This is a genomic window from Marvinbryantia formatexigens DSM 14469, from assembly GCF_025148285.1.
Lineage (GTDB): Bacteria > Bacillota > Clostridia > Lachnospirales > Lachnospiraceae > Marvinbryantia > Marvinbryantia formatexigens.
The window spans coordinates 2,025,001-2,041,468 of record NZ_CP102268.1; the positions used below are offsets into that span (position 1 = coordinate 2,025,001).

Here is a 16,468-nt window from a genome sequence, read left to right on the forward strand (position 1 = left end):
TTTTTGTTGCCGTCCGCACGCATACAGCCCTGTATCGTGGCAAAATCGGCAAAATTCCACACATGTTCTCCAATAAAGAAGGAACGTTTATCAAATTCCGCGTTCTGCCGCGCATAGTATTCCATCTGAAATTCTTCGCTGAACATTTCCGGCACGCACTGATGGATACCGGCAATCGTATCCGCCCCGTATTCCGTCACCATCACCGGCTTTCCGGTTTTTTCCCAGAAATCCAGCTCCAGGTTCCAGGCATAGCACGCCGCGTCCAGATCGCCGGATAAATTATACCAGCCGTAATAACGGTTGATGCAGACCACATCCATTGTCCGCGTCACCAGATCCTTTTCATAATTATTCTGACAGCAGACAAAGGTGACCGGACGGTCCTGCGGGTCCAGCTCGTGCGTCAGCTCGTAGAGCGAGTGCCAGTATTCATATGCCGATTCCGGAAAATGCTCGGTATCCGGCTCGTTGCCCATCGACCACATCACCACACACGGATGATTCTTATCCCGCGCTACCAGATCGCGCAGCACCTCTTCATGATGATTGCGGATGGAAAACGTCTCATAAGGATTGCTGCTTTCTCCCGCCCCGATGCCGACCGCCGGCGTCTCGTCAATAATGACAATGCCTTCCCGGTCGCACAGGTCGTACATTTCCTCCGCATACGGATAATGGCTGGTGCGGAAGGAATTGGCGTGCAGCCAGTGAATCAGATTTACATCCTTCACATCCAGACAGAGGTCCAGCCCGCGCCCGCAAAAAGCGGCGTCTTCATGCTTTCCGAAGCCTTTAAAGTAAAACGGCTTCCCGTTTATCAGAAACTGTGTGCCCTTCACTTCCACCGTGCGGATGCCGAACGTCTCTTCATACACATCATCCCGGAAGCTTACCTTCGCTGTATACAGATACGGCACTCCCGGATAAGGCCACCACAGCTTTGCCTGCGGAATCGTAAGAACGCCCTCCGCGCCGCTGCTTCTGGCAACGCACTGTCCCTGTGCATCGAATACGGCAATATGCGGATTTTCTCCACCATCCCCGCCGCCCTGCGTACGTATCTCATAATGAACGATTCCATCTGTTCCCTGCACATCCGGCACCAGCGTAATATCGCTGATATAAGCCTGCGGCGTTGTATAAAGACGCACCGGGCGGTTAATGCCCGCGTAATTAAAAAAGTCGAAATTGGGCAGATTCTGCGGCCGTCTCCAGAGCTTTGCCGCCTCCACGCTCGGCACGCCCGGATTGTCCGAGCCGAAAAATGCCGTCGCGCTTTCGTTTCCGACAGGAAGGGTGCTGTGATTTACATGGTTATCCGCCGCCACCACAAGCTCCGCCGTCTCTCCCGGCTTTACAAGCTCTGTAATCTCCGCCTCGAACGGCAGAAATCCGCCCTTATGCTCCACAAGCAGCCGTCCGTTCAGATAGACCTTTGCCCGATGCGTCACCGCGTCAAAGCGCAGCACCAGACGCTGCCCCGCAAGGCAGACCGGCACGGAAAACGTTCTTTTGTAAAACACCCAGCCAAAGTGATTCCGGTAAGCGCGCTCCTCCTTCTGGTCGTTGTAGGACGCCGGCACCGCTATCGGCTCCACAGCATGAAGCTTTGCGGCATCCACCATATCCTGCGGCTCCTCTGTCCCGCCAAGACAAAAATTCCATATTCCGGACAAATCAATGACATTTCTGACAGCATTTATTCTGGGATACAGCATATCTCATCCTCCTTACTTTCCTAACCCTTCACGCCGGTCGACGCAATGCCCTCCACAAAATATTTCTGGAGACACAGAAATACAATCAGCACCGGAATCAGAGTGATGATAGAGCCCGCCATAATCAGACCATATTCTGCGGAATACTGTCCGATAAACATACGCAGACCGAGCTGGATTGTCTTTTTGGATTCCGTTTTCAAATAAATCAGCGGACCAAGATAATCGTTCCAGGTATTTACAAAGGTAAAGATCGTCAGCGTCGACAGCGCCGGCTTGGAGAGCGGCAGCATAATCGTGCTGTAAATCCGGTATTCGCTCATACCGTCAATGCGGGCAGCCTCGCACAGCGCATCCGGTATGCCGGAATAAAACTGCTTCATCATAAACACGCCGAACGCCGAGAATGCCTGCAGGCAGATCATCGCCAGAAGCGTATCGTTTAAGCCCATGTTGCGCATCATGATAAACTGCGGCACCATATAGACCTGCCAGGGCATGGCGATGGTGGCGATGTACGCCAGAAACAGCCCATTTTTGTGTTTAAACTCCAGCTTTGCAAACGCGTAAGCCGCAAAGCTGCTGGTAAGAAGCTGCAGAAAGGTAACGACAATCGTCAGAAATACCGTATTGCCGATAAATTTCGCCAGCGGAATCTTCGTCCAGATTTTCAGATAGTTGTCCCACTTCGGCACCTCCGGAATCCACCGGAACGGGGTCATCTGGAATACCTCTGTGTTCGACTTAATGGAGGCAGAGAGCATCCATAAAAACGGCATAATCATCAGAAACGTAATCAGAATCAATATTGCATACAGAAAAATCTTTGCAATTTTCCGGTTTCTTGACGCAGATTTTGTCTTCATTCTTTTTCTCTCCTTCCCCTATTGCTGTTTTTCATATTTTGCTTCGCCGCGGAACTGGATAATCGTAACAGCCAGAACCAGAACAAAAAGTACCATTGCGATTGCGCTGGAATAGCCCAGGTCCCATTCCTGGAACGCCTTCTGGTAAATATAGTAAACCAGAACGGTGGACGAGGTTCCAAGCTTTCCGTCTCCGCCGCCTGCCAGCATGACGGCAATATCGTAAACCTTGAAGCAGTTAATCGTCAGCATGACAACCACAAAGAAAGTCGTCGCGCGCAGCTGCGGCCAGGTGACATAGACAAATTTCTGCCAGGTAGATGCGCCGTCCAGACTTGCCGCCTCATAAAGCTCATTGGAAATTCCCTGAAGTCCGGCAAGATAGATTACCATATAATACCCCATATACTTCCACACGCTGAACAAAATCAGTGTCAGAAGAATTAAATCGCCGCCAAACCAGTTCGGCAGATTCTCCACATGAAATACGTAATACAGAATCGCATTTATCGGTCCTCTGCTCGGATGGAAAATCATCTGCCACACAGCCGTGATTGCTACCAGGGACGCCACGTACGGAAAGAAAGAAATCGTGCGGAACACGCCCCGGAACCTGATTTTCTGATTCAGAACGATTGCCAGTCCCAGCGACGCTATCATCGTCAGAGGAACCGTGCCGATACAGTAGATAATTGTATTTTTCAGTGCCGCCCAGAAGAAAGTATCCTTTCCCAGACGTATAAAGTTGCTTAATCCCGCAAATTCAATCGGATTGTTTCCATCCCACTTTAAAAACCCAAGACCGAATGCGCAGATAATCGGTACCAGGGTAAATACCGCAAATCCGATAAAGTTGGGGGCAATAAAAGAATATGCCACCAGCGCCCGCTTCCGGTCGCGCCATTTTTTGCTTTTTGCTGCCGCTGTCGGATCCATTTTCTCTCTCCTTTCCGGTTTAAAAGGTCAAAAACGGGACCGGCCCAGTGTTTCTCCTGTTACCGGTCCCTCTTATCACTTATTCGCCAAGAACTTTTCCTACTTCTTCATTCATTTTTGCAATTCCGTCGTCAATCGAGGTATCACCGTTCATGATATCCTTATGATAGGTATCCAGAATGGTGTTGATTTCGGAAATCTGGTCGCTGTAGGGCGCTTCCAGATAAAGCTGCACGGTCTTTAATGCTTCCTTGCTCGCGTCATCCTGCGGGAATCCTTCCAGAGAAGCAATCTCATCGATTACATCATCGTTCATGATTGCCGGGAAGTTTCCGGTCGAAGCGATAATCTTCGCGCCTTCCTCGCCGCATACGAATTTGATGAAATCCCATGCCTCATCCTTGTTCTCAGTCGCCGTCGGAATGGACAGTGCTGTGATGGTGCCAAGCGTTGTGCCTGCTTCCACGCCTTCCGGATGCGGATATTTTACGATGCCCCAGTCGCCGCAGAGCGCGCTGTCATAGTTGCCTTCCTTCAGCTCGGAGATCAGGGTTGCGATATACCAGGAACCCATGTTCATGGTCGCTGTGTTTCCTTCTGAGAAAGCGCCGCTGTAATGAAGCTGGGATGCGTTCGTATCGATGTAGCTTCTGCAGATGCCGTCTGCCTCCTGGTTTTTCACCAGCTCGTAGTACGGTTTCAGGAAATCATAATTTCCATCCAGTACGGAATGCTCGCCGTCCAGAATACCGAAGAGCTGAACCGCACTTCTCCAGGTATGATAATGAGAACCGTAAATCTGGTCGTTTCCAAAGCCCTGCTTTGCAACGCTGCGGCAAAGCTCATCGTACTGCTCCATCGTCATATCGTTTGTCGGATAGTCAACGCCCGCTTCGTCAAAAATTCTCTTATTGTAATACAGTACCCAGAAATCACTGCGGAACGGCAGCTCATACAGCGCATCTCCAACCGTTACCTGCTCTGTTGTACCATTGTAAAGGCTTAAATCAATACCGTCCGCCGCGATACGCTCTGTCAGATCCTCCAGAACACCTTTGGAAACCAGCGTCGCATAGCCCGGCACATCCTTAATCGTTACCACATCAAAATCGGAACCCTCGCCGGATAAGTCGGTCGCAAGTACCGTCATATAATCCGCGCTGCCCAGATCTGTCAGCTCAATGGTCACGTTCGGATGCTGCTCCATATATGCATCCGCCAGTGCGCTCCAGTAAGGCGTTGTCTTCTCATCCCACAATGCCCAGTTTAATGTTACCTGCTCCTCCTCTGCGGATGCCAGCATTCCCATTCCAAGGCTTCCTACTGCCATGCACGCTGCCATACACGCTGCAACTGCTTTTTTCTTCATACTCTTATATCCTCCTTTTTTGATTTGATGATACCAGATTCAAAAGGTCTGAGCCCGCATGATCCTGCTCATAATTGTTTGAAAGACCTCTGTACCTGTCCCAACATCATTTGATAAATTCATTATAAGCTCTCGTTTTTGTTTTTAACATGGCATTTTTCCGGAAAAACCTTCCTTTTTCCCGGTTTCCGATGCAAAGTGCACAGAAAAAACCTGCACTTTTCAACAAAAACATATACTTTTGTTATAATCGCTTCCGGAAAAGTTACAAATCATCTTCACTTGTGCTATACTGTAAAAAAATGAGAAGGAAGATTTTCTTATGAAACGACCCTTTTATAAAACCATCCGCGGACGTCTGGTGCTGATTCTGCTGACGATTATCCTGTTTCTCGGCATCGGCATTTCCTCCTTCAGCTATCTGCTGTTTTACCGCGACCTGCGCAAAACAGCCATCCAGTCCACCGAGACGAACCTGGAGCTGCTGACGGAAAACGTAAACGACTCCCTGGATGATATCATCAGTCTGCTTTACTGGTGCCAGACAAACGACCAGCTTACCAAATTTCTGCTGTCCCAGCGCGGCTCGGAAAAATATGCCAGCATTACCTCCCTTGCCACAGATGTGTTAAACACCACCTTTGTGACAAACGCTTCCAAAAATTATATCCAGCGTCTGGTAATCGGCAGCCCGGAACGCAGCGATTTTCTGCAGGTGGTCAACACAAATTATTCCGTAGACAAACCGATTCCGGAGCTTATCACGCAGCTTTCGTTTTTTGAGGAGCACATGGAAACTCCGCGTCTGGAGGATGTCCGGCTGCAGATGATTGACGAGCCCTTCACCAGACGCTCCGGGAAAATTATTCCGATCATAAGACCGATACAGAACCCCTACACCAGCGGCAGCATCGGTTTTGTCTATCTGGCGCTGGATATCTCTCTCCTGACAGACGAGCTGGGCGTCCACACGCTGGATGAATACGGGGAGCTGCTGTTCTGCATGAACGGGCAGTATTACCGGATTGCGGACGATTCTATCGTGCCGTCCGGGCAGACGCTCTCTCTTACAGATTACCCGGAAACCTACCAGGTGCGCAGCGATACTTCTGTTTATTATACGGATACCGCCTCCGGGCGCTCCATCGCCGTTCTCCGTCCCCTGGATCTAAACGGCTGCTCTGTTGTCCAGCTCATTATGCCGGAGCAGTTCCGCCAGCAGTTTGCACATTATTTTCTGCTGATTCTGCTGATTTTCCTGCTGATTCTGGTAATCGGCATTATTATGATCGCGATTCTCACCAGAACCATCACGCATCCGGTCGAGCTGCTGCGCAACCGCATCAGTCTGATTGCCGGCGGGGATTTTTCCCAGGATTCCTCGATTCTCTGGGACAGCGAGCTGGGCGACATGGGGCAGGACATCAACCAGCTCTCCTCCGATATCCAGACGCTGATAAACAAAAGGCTGGAGGTGGAGAATGAAAAGCAGGCATACGAATACCGTCTCCTGCAGAGCCAGGTAAATCCGCATTTTCTGTACAATACCTTAAATTCCATCAAATGGATGGCGACCATCCAGAACGCGCCCGGCATCGCGGAAATGACGACGGCTCTGAGCGGTCTTTTAAAAAATATTTCCAAGGGCTCCAGCACGCTTGTGACCATCCGCCAGGAGTTTGCCCTGCTGGAGGATTATTTTATTATCCAGAAATACCGGTATGGTGGAATGATCCAGATGAAATTTGAGATTGAAGATGAAACGCTCTGCGACAATGAGATTCCCCGCTTCAGCCTGCAGCCGATTGTGGAAAATTCTATTTTTCACGGCATCGAGCCGAAGGGACAGCCCGGTCTTATCCGGATTCATCTGTTTGCTCCGGATGATAAAACCGTGCAAATCGACGTTACCGACAACGGAACCGGCATCGAGCCGGAAAAAATAAAGACGCTGCTCACAGAAAATGCCGGCGGACAGGGTTCCTTTTTCCGCAATATCGGTATCAGCAACGTAAATAAGCGCCTGCAGTATACCTACGGCGACCGCTTCGGTCTGAAAATCACCAGTGAAACGGGCAGCTACACGACCGTGAGCGTCCTGCTTCCGCACAAACTGATAAAGGAGGAGAATTATAATGCTGAAACTTCTGATTGCTGATGACGAGCCTCTGGTACAGATTGGTCTGAAATCCATGCTTGACTGGAACCAGCTCGGTATTTCCGTGTGCGGTACTGCTTCCAACGGTAAGCAGGCATACGATCTGATTTGCCAGGAGCACCCCGACATCGTTATCTCCGATATAAAAATGCCTCTTATGGACGGTCTGGAGCTGGCAGGAAAATGCCGGGAGGAATTCGGGCGCGTGCCGGTTTTTATTATTCTCACCAGCTACGAGGATTTCCAGTTTGCCCGCGAGGCAATCAGTCTGCAGGCGGTGGATTATCTGATTAAGCTGGAGCTAACCCCGGATTCTCTGCGGGAATCCATTGAAAAGGCCAGCCGCGCCGTGCAGGAATACCGGCAGCTTTCCACAAAGGATGCCGCGTCCTCCCTGGACCTTACCATGTTCCAGGAACGGTTTTTTATCCGTCTGCTCAACGGTCTTTTTGAAAGCCCGGCGCAGTTTGAGCGTCAGATGCAGGATTTTCAGATTACGCTGGATGCCGCAGGTTATATGGCGGCGTACATCCGCATTATAGAAAACGACTGCAATCCGCTTACCTGCGACCAGCGTCTGACGTTAAACCGCAGCACCGTGCAGATGTTTCAGGATATGATTACGAAGTATCTTCCCTGCCGGATTATTTCTCTGGATATGCAGTATTTTTCGGTGATTTTCTTTCTGGAGGAAAAATATACCGATAAACAGACGCGGATTTCTTATCTGACGGACGCTCTGGAGCAGACCTTTGCAATGCTTTATAATTATTATTCTGTCACGCTTTTCTGCAGTGTCGGAAAGATGGTCAGCCGTCCTCTGGATATAACCGTTTCCTATCACGACGCGAAGCAGTATATTCCCACGACAGGAGCCGGGTCGCGGATTATTTTTGCCGAGCAGCAGGATGATTTCTGCAAGGACCATAATGTATTTAATCTTTCCCTGTTCCGGGAAGATATCCGCAAGGCTTTCGAAGAAGAAAATGCCGATTCCCTGAAGGATATTCTGGATAATATCGCGGAGCTGCTTTCCCAGAACAGGGTACAGCTCGCCCAGGCGCAGGACGCCGCCAGCTCCATCCTTCATCTTGCCATTCATCTGCTGCCGGACGGGGAGCAGGTGACGGCGCGCATTTTCCAGGATATGCCGGACGGCTATCAGTCTCTGTACCGGTTTACGGATACGCGGCAGATCGTCACATGGCTGCGCACGCTGGAGGACGGGCTTATCCGTTTTCTCTCCGAGCAGCGCAAATCGAACGTCAACTTTATGGTGGAAAATGTGACGAAATACATTGCCTCCAATATTGATAAGCGTCTGACCCTGCACGATACGGCGCTGACCTTTAATATCAGCCCGAATTACCTGAGCCAGTTGTTTAAAAAATACCGGAATGTCGGCTTTAATGAATACGTCACACAGCAGAAAATAAACGCCGCAAAGGAGCTTCTGCAGCAGGGCTCCCTGCGGGTCTATGAGATTGCCGACCGTCTCGGCTTTGAAAACGCTTTTTATTTCAGTAAGGTCTTTAAGAAGTATGAGGGCTGCTCGCCCAGGGAGTACATTAATGGGAGAACTTCCGGTGTGTAGATGATTTTTATAAAATTTTTTTCCGTACAATTTTTTATGCTACACAATTTTTATGCCGTACGATAAAGATAAAGCTGGTTTCCAACGCAAACACGTTGATTTTTTTGTTTTGCTGCGCCGCCTATCTGACAGCTTCCTCCGCTAACTCGCCTGCTATGCAGGCTCAGACACGCTCCGTAAGCTGTCGCTATGCTCGCAAAACTGCAAAAATCTGCCTATCGTTTGCTTTTGGATACCAGCTTTATTTTTATCTGTACTTCATAACCTCTTTAATCTGGTGGCTCCTCCCTGCTTTTTTATCTGATAGCGTTCCCCCTGAAAGGTAAATTCCAGCAGGAAGTTTTTCCAGTCATCCGGCAGGTGCGGCTCGAACAGGTAGCCGCTTTCTGCATCGGGGGTGGGATGGAATCCGGCAAGGTTTTCGATGAGAAACGGTATCGGGGCGCTCGCCCACGGATGGCAGAGGCTGGTATTCCATTTCTGGTCTTTTCCCCAGGCTTCAAAGCAGCAGGTCGCGCCCTCCCGCAGCATATTTATCCAGCCGTGCTCTCCCTTGTTCAGAAGCAGCGCCGCCGCTTTGTCGTAATATTCCTTCTGCGCCAGCGCCCGCAGCACGAAGTAGCTGCAGTGTACGCCGCAGCGGAAGTCTTCTGATGCAAGAAAATTGGCAACGGTTTCAACCGCCTCCGGCGGCACGATATCAAAATACAGGGCATAGACGTTTGCATGCAGGGCGCTATGCTCACTTTTTTCGCTGTCCCTAAAAAGCTTTTTCTCCGGATCATAAAAGGCGCGCACATAAGCGTCTCTTAAAGGTTCCCATTCCCTGCTGTTTTCAAGACCGAGAATATTTTCTATCTCGCTTAATGTTTTTATCGCTCCGATATACAGCGCGTTTATGACGTTGTGACACTCCGGCGCCATGACGGGGTCCTCTATGTCATCCAGAACCATGTCATAGCCGTCTCTTAAATTCTCCGGCCAGTCCACCAGATTCCATTTTTCCCAGACCCTGTCCAGAAGCCCGTCGTATCTCTGGTATTTTTCAAAATAGCGGATAATGTCATACGCCACCGGGTAGTAGCGCCGCATAAATTCCACATCCCCCGTGAAACGGTAATCCAGCAGGAGAAGCTGGCTCCAGAGCAGTGAAAAATCCGCAATTTCCTGCATCTGACTGCCGGGAGCTACCGCCATCAGTCCTGGACAGATTTTCGCCGACTGTGCAAACTGGTCGATGCACTTGCGCAGCATATCGGTTTTTCCCGTCAGCCAGGCCTGGGAATGTGCCGTCACCACGGCGTCCCCCAGATACTGCCCCTTTTCTCTGGTCGGACAGTCAAGATAGCCTTCCTGGGTTCCGTATTTTACGGCATTTTTGCAGATGGTAAAGATTCTCTTCAGCTCTTCATCCGCCTCTTTTAAGACGCAGGTGTTTTCGTTCATCGGATAATGCCGCTCCTGGACGGTCATTTCCAGAAGCTGCGGCGTCTGCATTTTTCCACGGGCTTTGTCAGAATCAGAAATGTTATCCACATTTTCCGGAAAAATCTGCACATAACGGAAGCCCTTATAGTCATAGGGCACATAAGAGCTGACGCCGTCCTTCAGAATCCAGATTTCTTCATAGCGGCAGCCGCAGCGCATATCATAACGGACATTTTCCTGCTCATCCAGCTCTTCCCCGCAGTGGATAAAAAGTCTGCTTCCCGCAGCTCCTGTTGCTTTCAGAAAAAGGCTCCCCGTTATCTCACCGCCCAGATCAGCGAACCAGCTTCCATCCGCTCTTTTTTCCGGCTGTATGCATCTTTCTTTAATGCATAAATTTTCTGTCGGCTGCTTCTGCAGGGCATAATCCGCCCACCCGGCGGGAACCATTTTCTCCCAGCAGGAATCGTCAAAGGATGGTACGTTCCATTCCTCCTCCCACAGGCGGCTGTCGAAGTTTTCCAGAAACTGTGTATCGTACCCTGTCAGCTCTCCGGAATATGCCAGACAACGGCGGCAGCGCCAGGAAAATTCCTGTATCTGCTCTTCTTCGCTGTCTGTTTCCTTCCAGACCATTTCCGCCGCCAGCGCCAGACGTCCGTCCCCGCTGTTCCAGACGCGGTTTACCGCTCCCTGATAATACAGATGAACGGCGATACAGTTTTCTCCCTCTTTCAAAAATAAGGAAACCGGCACCTCGTTATAATAATAATGCTCTGTATATGCCGGAGCCGGTCCCTGTGTAACGAACCTGCCGTTTATGTAAAGCTTATAGTAGTCGTCCGCGGAAATGCGCAGCGTGCAGCTTTTCATGTCCTTCCGGTATGTAAAAGAAGTTCTTGCCAGAACATGAATATTTTTTCCCGGACCAGGATATATCTCTGCCGGGTCCTTTTCTTTTTTATACACGTTTACCGGCTTTATTTTTGAATATTCCTGCAATGTAAACCATTTCATTTTTCCGCTATCTCCTGTCCGGTACCGTTTCCCAATACCATCCTGCGCAATTTTTCCACCTGTGCGGTTACAACTCACTTATCATACAGCCGCACAGGCAGCAATTTTTTTCTCGATTCTTTCTTTTACGATTGCCGCGATTTCCGTTGTTTTCATATCCTTGTATTCCTCGTAATACAAGGGCTCCAGATAATGCACCTGCACCGTTACCGGCTTTGTGGAGTGGGAATCGAAGGGAACAAAGGAATTTATCAGCGCGACCGGCACGATCGGGCATTTCGCCCTTGTCGCCGCCTTAAAGCTGCCGCCCTTGAAGTCGAGAAGCTGATTTCCGTTGCGGGAGCGTGTGCCCTCCGCAAAGATAATATAATTTCTTCCCTCGGATACTTCTTTTGCCACCTCCAGGATCACTTTCAGAGACTGCTTGATGTCGTCCCTGTCCATGCATTTTGCCTTCATAATCTTCCGTATCTGTATCAGGAAGGGGATATTTTTTACCTCCTGCTTCATCACGACCGAAAAAGGTCTGTCGCAGCTTTCAATCATGGAGAGCACATCGTACATCCCCTGATGATTGGGATAAAAAATAAATCCGTTTTTTTCCGGAAGATGTTCCTGCCCGTCCGCCTGGATAAGCACCCTTCCGCCCTTATTTGCATGTATCGTTATCTTTTTTAAGAGCGCAAACCGCTGCTCCTCCGTATGATTGTCCTTTTCCCGTGAATACCACAGAAGCTGAATCCAGTACCAGGGCACATAAATAATATTTCTAAGCACCATCAAAAGAATACGTCTCATTTTTTCTCCCTCTACACAAGCTGCTCCTGGTTCTGCGGCCTGCTCACCTTTCCCTTAAAACGATTATAAATATACGCGTTTGCCTCTTTTTCCTCCACATCCTCCAGCGGCTGCAGCTCTATCTTTTTGTGATATTTCCGCTCCAGCGCCCGCGTAATCAGATAATCCGCTACCTGCGGATTTTTTGGAAGCAGCGGTCCGTGAATGTAGGTGCCGATGACATTTTTGTAAACGACGCCCTCATAACCGCTCTCCCCATTGTTTCCGCTGCCATAAATAACCTTTCCAAGCGGCTTATTCTGTTTGATATCGGTTCTCCCGCCGTGATTTTCAAATCCGACCACCGGCATGGAAAACAGCTCGCTCTCCAGAACGATATTGTCAATCAGACGGTAGCCGGTGCCCTGCTCCGTGTCCATATCCACGATGCCAAGCCCCTCGATTCTGCCGTCCTTTGTGGCATAGTAATTTCCCAGAAGCTGGTAGCCGCCGCAGACAGCGATTACCACCCCGTCGTCCTCCACATAGGCGCGGAAATTTTCTCTGATTTTTTTCAGCTTTTCGCAGACCAGCATCTGCTCCCTGTCGGAGCCGCCGCCGAGCAGAACGATATCCAGCTTTGAAAAGTCAATCTCATCATCGTTTTCAAAAGCCTGTACCTCCGCCTCAATGCCGCGCCACTGGCAGCGCTTTTTCAGACACTGGATATTTCCCCTGTCACCATACAGGTTCAGAAAATCCGGATACAAATGTCCAATCGTCAGCTTCATGATGCTTCCTCCATTCTTTTCAGAATGTTGTGCGTGCTGTAAAGCCCGGTGTAATTTACCAGGACATAAAGGTTCTTACAGCCATGCGCGATTCGCTCCCGGATTGCTTTTTCCACATCCGGCTCGATTTCCGCCGGGATATCCACATATTTCAGACGCAGACGCATATCCTGGCAGCGGATGCCGCTCACCACGATGGAATTGATATTGTCCGACTGGAAACGGTCAAAATCCACGTCCCACAGCCAGGAAACATCCGTCCCGTCCTGGTCGTTGTCGTTAATCAGTATGATAATGTCCTTTAAGGATTTATCCTCCATCACGGCGGAAATATTCTGGTTGAAGCCCGCCGGGTTTTTCGCCAGATTTAAAATGATTTCCGTGCCGTCTATGGAAAAATGCTCGTTGCGCCCGTTTTCCGGATTGTAGGCATCCAGCACCTCCTGGAAATTTTCCAGCGGCAGTCCCGCCTCCCGCGCTGCCGCGTAGGACGCCAGGATGTTGTAAATATTATAAAATCCACGGTAATTTGCCCGGATACGACGGTTTTCCACCGTAAACGCCAGATGGTTCCCCGTCTCGATATCCGACGCGTTATATTTTATCTGCGGACGCTTAAAATCACAGGAGCTGCAGTAATAATCGCCAAGCTGGCTGAAATGATAAAAATGATACTCCATCTTCGCGCCGCATTTTTTGCAGAAGCGTCCCTCTTTAATCTCGTTGATGGATTCGTCAAACACCTTTTCGCCGATTCCATAGGTCACATACGGATTTTTGCTCTCCTGCGTCACAAAAACAGAGAGCGCGTCGTCCGCGTTCACAATAATCTTCATATCCGGCGCCAGCTTCATGGCGTCACGCACAAGGTTCATCGTGATATCGATTTCCCCGTAGCGGTCAAGCTGGTCGCGGAAAAGATTTGTCAGCACCATGAAATCCGGCTTAAAATGCGGGAAAATGCGAAGCGCGGACGCCTCATCCACCTCGATGCAGGCATAATCCGCGTCCAGCTTCCCATTCCATCCGGCAGCCAGCACAAAGGACGCCACGCATCCGTTGAGCATATTGGAGCCGGTATGATTGCAGACGACCTTTTTCTTCTGCGCTTCCAGCGTCGAGCAGAGCAGATTGTTGGTCGTTGTCTTTCCGTTTGTGCCGCAGACGACGTAAATTTTTTCCTTTACATCGCCCGCCAGCTCTGTTAATATCTTCGGGTCTATCATCAGAGCGATTTTTCCGGCCCAGGTAACACCCTGTTTTCCAAGCATTTTACATATCCGCGCCGTAAGCTTTGCAGTCCACACTGCCGCAATTCTGCGTAATCTCATAAAATCCGCTCCTTTAAGATTCTCTTACCTTCGTAATGCTGGCAACCTGCACATCCTTTTCCAGATTCATCAGCTTCACGCCGGAGGTAATCCGGTTCAGCACAGAGATGTCGCTGCACGGCATCTGGATAATGATACCCTCGGTGTTGATAATCATAATATCGCTGTCGTAATTTACCGCCTTTGCCGCGATGACATTGCCCGTTTTTTCCAGAATCTTATAGCACTTCACGCCCTTACCGCCGCGGTTCTGCACCTTAAATTCCTCCATCGCGGTCAGCTTGCCCATGCCCTTTTCCGAAACAATCAGCATGTACTCTCCCTGGCAGTCAAGCTGCATACCAACCACCTCGTCGCCGTCCATCAGATTGATACCGATAACGCCCATCGAAACACGTCCTGTGCTGCGCACATCCGTCTCATGGAAGCGGATGCACTGTCCGTAAGCTGTCACCAGAAGGATATCCTTGTGGTTGTCCGTAAACTTCACCTCAATCAGCTCATCGTCCTCGCGCAGGCTGATGGCGGCAAGTCCCGTCTTGCGCACATTTGCGTAATCCGTAATCGGCGTCTTTTTCACAAGACCCTTCTTTGTCGCCATAAACAGATAGTGGTCCTCATTGTACTCGCGAATCGGGATGACCGCCGTTATCTTCTCCTCCGGAGCGAGCTGCAGGAGGTTGATAATTGCCGTTCCGCGCGCCGTCCGTCCCGCCTCCGGAATCTCGTATGCCTTCAGGCGGTACACCTTGCCGAGGTTCGTAAAGAACATCAGATACTCGTGCGTCGAGGTCATAAACAGCTCCTCAATGTTGTCCTCATCGATGGTCTGCATTCCCTTAATGCCCTTGCCGCCGCGGTTCTGGCTCTTAAAGTTATCCGGCGTCATCCGCTTAATGTAACCAAGTCTTGTCATGGTGATGACCACATTTTCCTCCGGAATCAGATCCTCCACCGTAAAATCAAACTCGTCGAATCCAATCGATGTTTTGCGGTCGTCGCCGTATTTATCGCTGATTTCCGTAATCTCTTTTTTGATAACGCCAAGCAGGAGCTTTTCATCCGCCAGAATCGCTTTCAGCTCTCCGATGCGTTTCATCAGCTCCGCGTACTCCGCCTCCAGACGCTCCCGCTCCAAACCGGTCAGCGTGCGCAGACGCATATCCACGATTGCCTGTGCCTGCGCATCCGTCAGCTCAAAGCGCGCCATCAGGGATTCCTTCGCGATCTGTGTGCTGCGCGAACCGCGGATAATGTGGATTACCTCGTCGATATTATCAAGCGCAATCAGCAGACCCTCTAAAATGTGGGCGCGTTCCTCCGCCTTGTTTAATTCGTATTTTGTTCTTCTGGTAACGACATCCTCCTGATGCTTCAGGTAATAGTCCAGCATTTCCAGAAGATTCAACACCTTCGGCTGCAGGATATCGTTGCCTCTGCTCACAACGGCGAGCATGATCACGCCGAAGGTATCCTGTAGCTGCGTATGCTTATAAAGCTGGTTTAAAATCACATTTGCATTTACATCGCGGCGCAGCTCGATATTGATGCGCATCCCCTCGCGGCTGGATTCATCCGTCAGCGCCGTGATGCCATCGATCTTTTTCTCCTTCACAAGGTCCGCAATCTTCTCGATCAGCCTCGCCTTATTTACCAGGTAGGGAAGCTCCGTCACAATGATGTGGCTCTTGCCGTTCGGCATCGTCTCGATATTTGTGACCGCGCGCACGCGGATTTTTCCGCGCCCCGTGCGGTAAGCCTCCTCGATTCCGCGGGTTCCGAGAATCTGCGCGCCCGTTGGGAAATCCGGTCCCTTGATAATCTTCAGAATTTCCTCGATTTTCGTCTCCCGGTCCTCCTCGATGCGGTTATCGATGATTTTAACGACAGCCGCAATGACCTCCCGCAGATTGTGCGGCGGAATATTCGTCGCCATGCCGACGGCGATACCGGAGGTACCGTTCACCAGAAGATTTGGAAATCTGGACGGCAGCACGACCGGCTCTTTCTCTGTCTCATCAAAGTTTGGCTTAAAATCTACGGTATCCTTGTTGATATCCGCAAGCATTTCCATCGAAATCTTGCTCAGACGCGCCTCCGTGTATCGCATGGCGGCGGCGCCGTCGCCGTCCACGGAGCCGAAGTTTCCGTGACCGTCCACCAGCGGATATCTTGTCGACCAGGGCTGCGCCATATTGACAAGCGCTCCGTAGATGGAGCTGTCTCCGTGGGGATGATATTTACCCATCGTATCACCGACGATACGCGCACATTTTCTGTGCGGCTTGTCGGGACCGTTGTTCAGTTCAATCATCGAGTACAGTACACGTCTCTGCACCGGCTTTAAGCCGTCCCGCACGTCCGGAAGCGCACGGGAAGCAATAACGCTCATCGCGTATTCGATGTAAGATTGTTCCATTGTCTTTTTCAGGTCGACTTCATGTACCTTGTCAAAAACATTATCTTCCACGATGCATCCT

Annotated in this window: 11 protein-coding genes (1 of these 11 cut by a window edge); 2 read left to right on the forward strand and 9 right to left on the reverse strand. The window is 50.2% G+C overall.

The annotated features are described in order from the left end of the window. The 4 genes from uidA to NQ534_RS09720 form a co-directional block, all read right to left on the reverse strand. A protein-coding gene (uidA, locus tag NQ534_RS09705) for a beta-glucuronidase (protein WP_006863968.1) crosses the window boundary here: on the reverse strand, window positions 1-1,721 show its 5' portion. It extends 94 nt beyond the left edge of the window; 1,721 of the gene's 1,815 nt are visible here — the first part of the coding sequence; its start codon is at window positions 1,719-1,721; its stop codon lies off the left edge, out of view. 20 nt (window positions 1,722-1,741) lie between these two features. After that, window positions 1,742-2,587, reverse strand: coding sequence for a carbohydrate ABC transporter permease (locus tag NQ534_RS09710; RefSeq protein WP_006863967.1), 846 nt, complete (start codon window positions 2,585-2,587; stop codon window positions 1,742-1,744). 18 nt (window positions 2,588-2,605) lie between these two features. Continuing rightward, a complete protein-coding gene (locus NQ534_RS09715; RefSeq protein ID WP_006863966.1) occupies window positions 2,606-3,523 on the reverse strand; it encodes a carbohydrate ABC transporter permease in 918 nt (305 codons plus the stop codon). Window positions 3,524-3,602: 79 nt separating this feature from the next. Next, window positions 3,603-4,892 carry an ABC transporter substrate-binding protein gene (locus NQ534_RS09720; protein ID WP_006863965.1) on the reverse strand — a complete coding sequence of 430 codons (1,290 nt, stop codon included), beginning with the start codon at window positions 4,890-4,892 and terminating at the stop codon, window positions 3,603-3,605. Window positions 4,893-5,214: 322 nt separating this feature from the next. Here NQ534_RS09720 and NQ534_RS09725 point away from each other — a divergent pair, with 322 nt between their 5' ends. Continuing rightward, window positions 5,215-7,050 carry a sensor histidine kinase gene (locus NQ534_RS09725; protein ID WP_006863963.1) on the forward strand — a complete coding sequence of 612 codons (1,836 nt, stop codon included), beginning with the start codon at window positions 5,215-5,217 and terminating at the stop codon, window positions 7,048-7,050. Continuing rightward, complete coding sequence (locus NQ534_RS09730) at window positions 7,028-8,644, forward strand: response regulator transcription factor (RefSeq protein WP_006863962.1); 1,617 nt, start codon at window positions 7,028-7,030, stop codon at window positions 8,642-8,644. Before NQ534_RS09725 ends, NQ534_RS09730 begins: the two co-directional genes overlap by 23 nt. Before the next feature lie 258 nt (window positions 8,645-8,902). Here the strand turns inward: NQ534_RS09730 and NQ534_RS09735 are convergent, their stop codons facing one another. The 5 genes from NQ534_RS09735 to gyrA all read right to left on the reverse strand — a co-directional run bounded on the left by NQ534_RS09735 (window position 8,903) and on the right by gyrA (window position 16,458). Further along, window positions 8,903-11,089 carry a family 78 glycoside hydrolase catalytic domain gene (locus NQ534_RS09735; RefSeq protein WP_006863961.1) on the reverse strand — a complete coding sequence of 729 codons (2,187 nt, stop codon included), beginning with the start codon at window positions 11,087-11,089 and terminating at the stop codon, window positions 8,903-8,905. Window positions 11,090-11,170: 81 nt separating this feature from the next. Then, the gene (locus tag NQ534_RS09740; protein WP_006863960.1) at window positions 11,171-11,887 is read right to left on the reverse strand and encodes a lysophospholipid acyltransferase family protein; all 717 of its coding nucleotides are present in this window, start codon (window positions 11,885-11,887) and stop codon (window positions 11,171-11,173) included. A gap of 11 nt (window positions 11,888-11,898) precedes the next feature. Then, window positions 11,899-12,657 (reverse strand): type 1 glutamine amidotransferase, encoded by a 759-nt coding sequence (locus NQ534_RS09745; RefSeq protein WP_006863959.1) that lies wholly within the window; start codon window positions 12,655-12,657, stop codon window positions 11,899-11,901. After that, window positions 12,654-13,988: a MurT ligase domain-containing protein gene (locus tag NQ534_RS09750; RefSeq protein ID WP_006863958.1), complete on the reverse strand. Its 1,335-nt coding sequence runs from the start codon at window positions 13,986-13,988 to the stop codon at window positions 12,654-12,656. The genes NQ534_RS09745 and NQ534_RS09750 overlap by 4 nt, the downstream gene beginning before the upstream one ends. A 13-nt stretch (window positions 13,989-14,001) precedes the next feature. After that, the gene (gyrA, locus tag NQ534_RS09755) at window positions 14,002-16,458 is read right to left on the reverse strand and encodes a DNA gyrase subunit A (RefSeq protein WP_006863957.1); all 2,457 of its coding nucleotides are present in this window, start codon (window positions 16,456-16,458) and stop codon (window positions 14,002-14,004) included. Window positions 16,459-16,468: the final 10 nt, after the last annotated feature.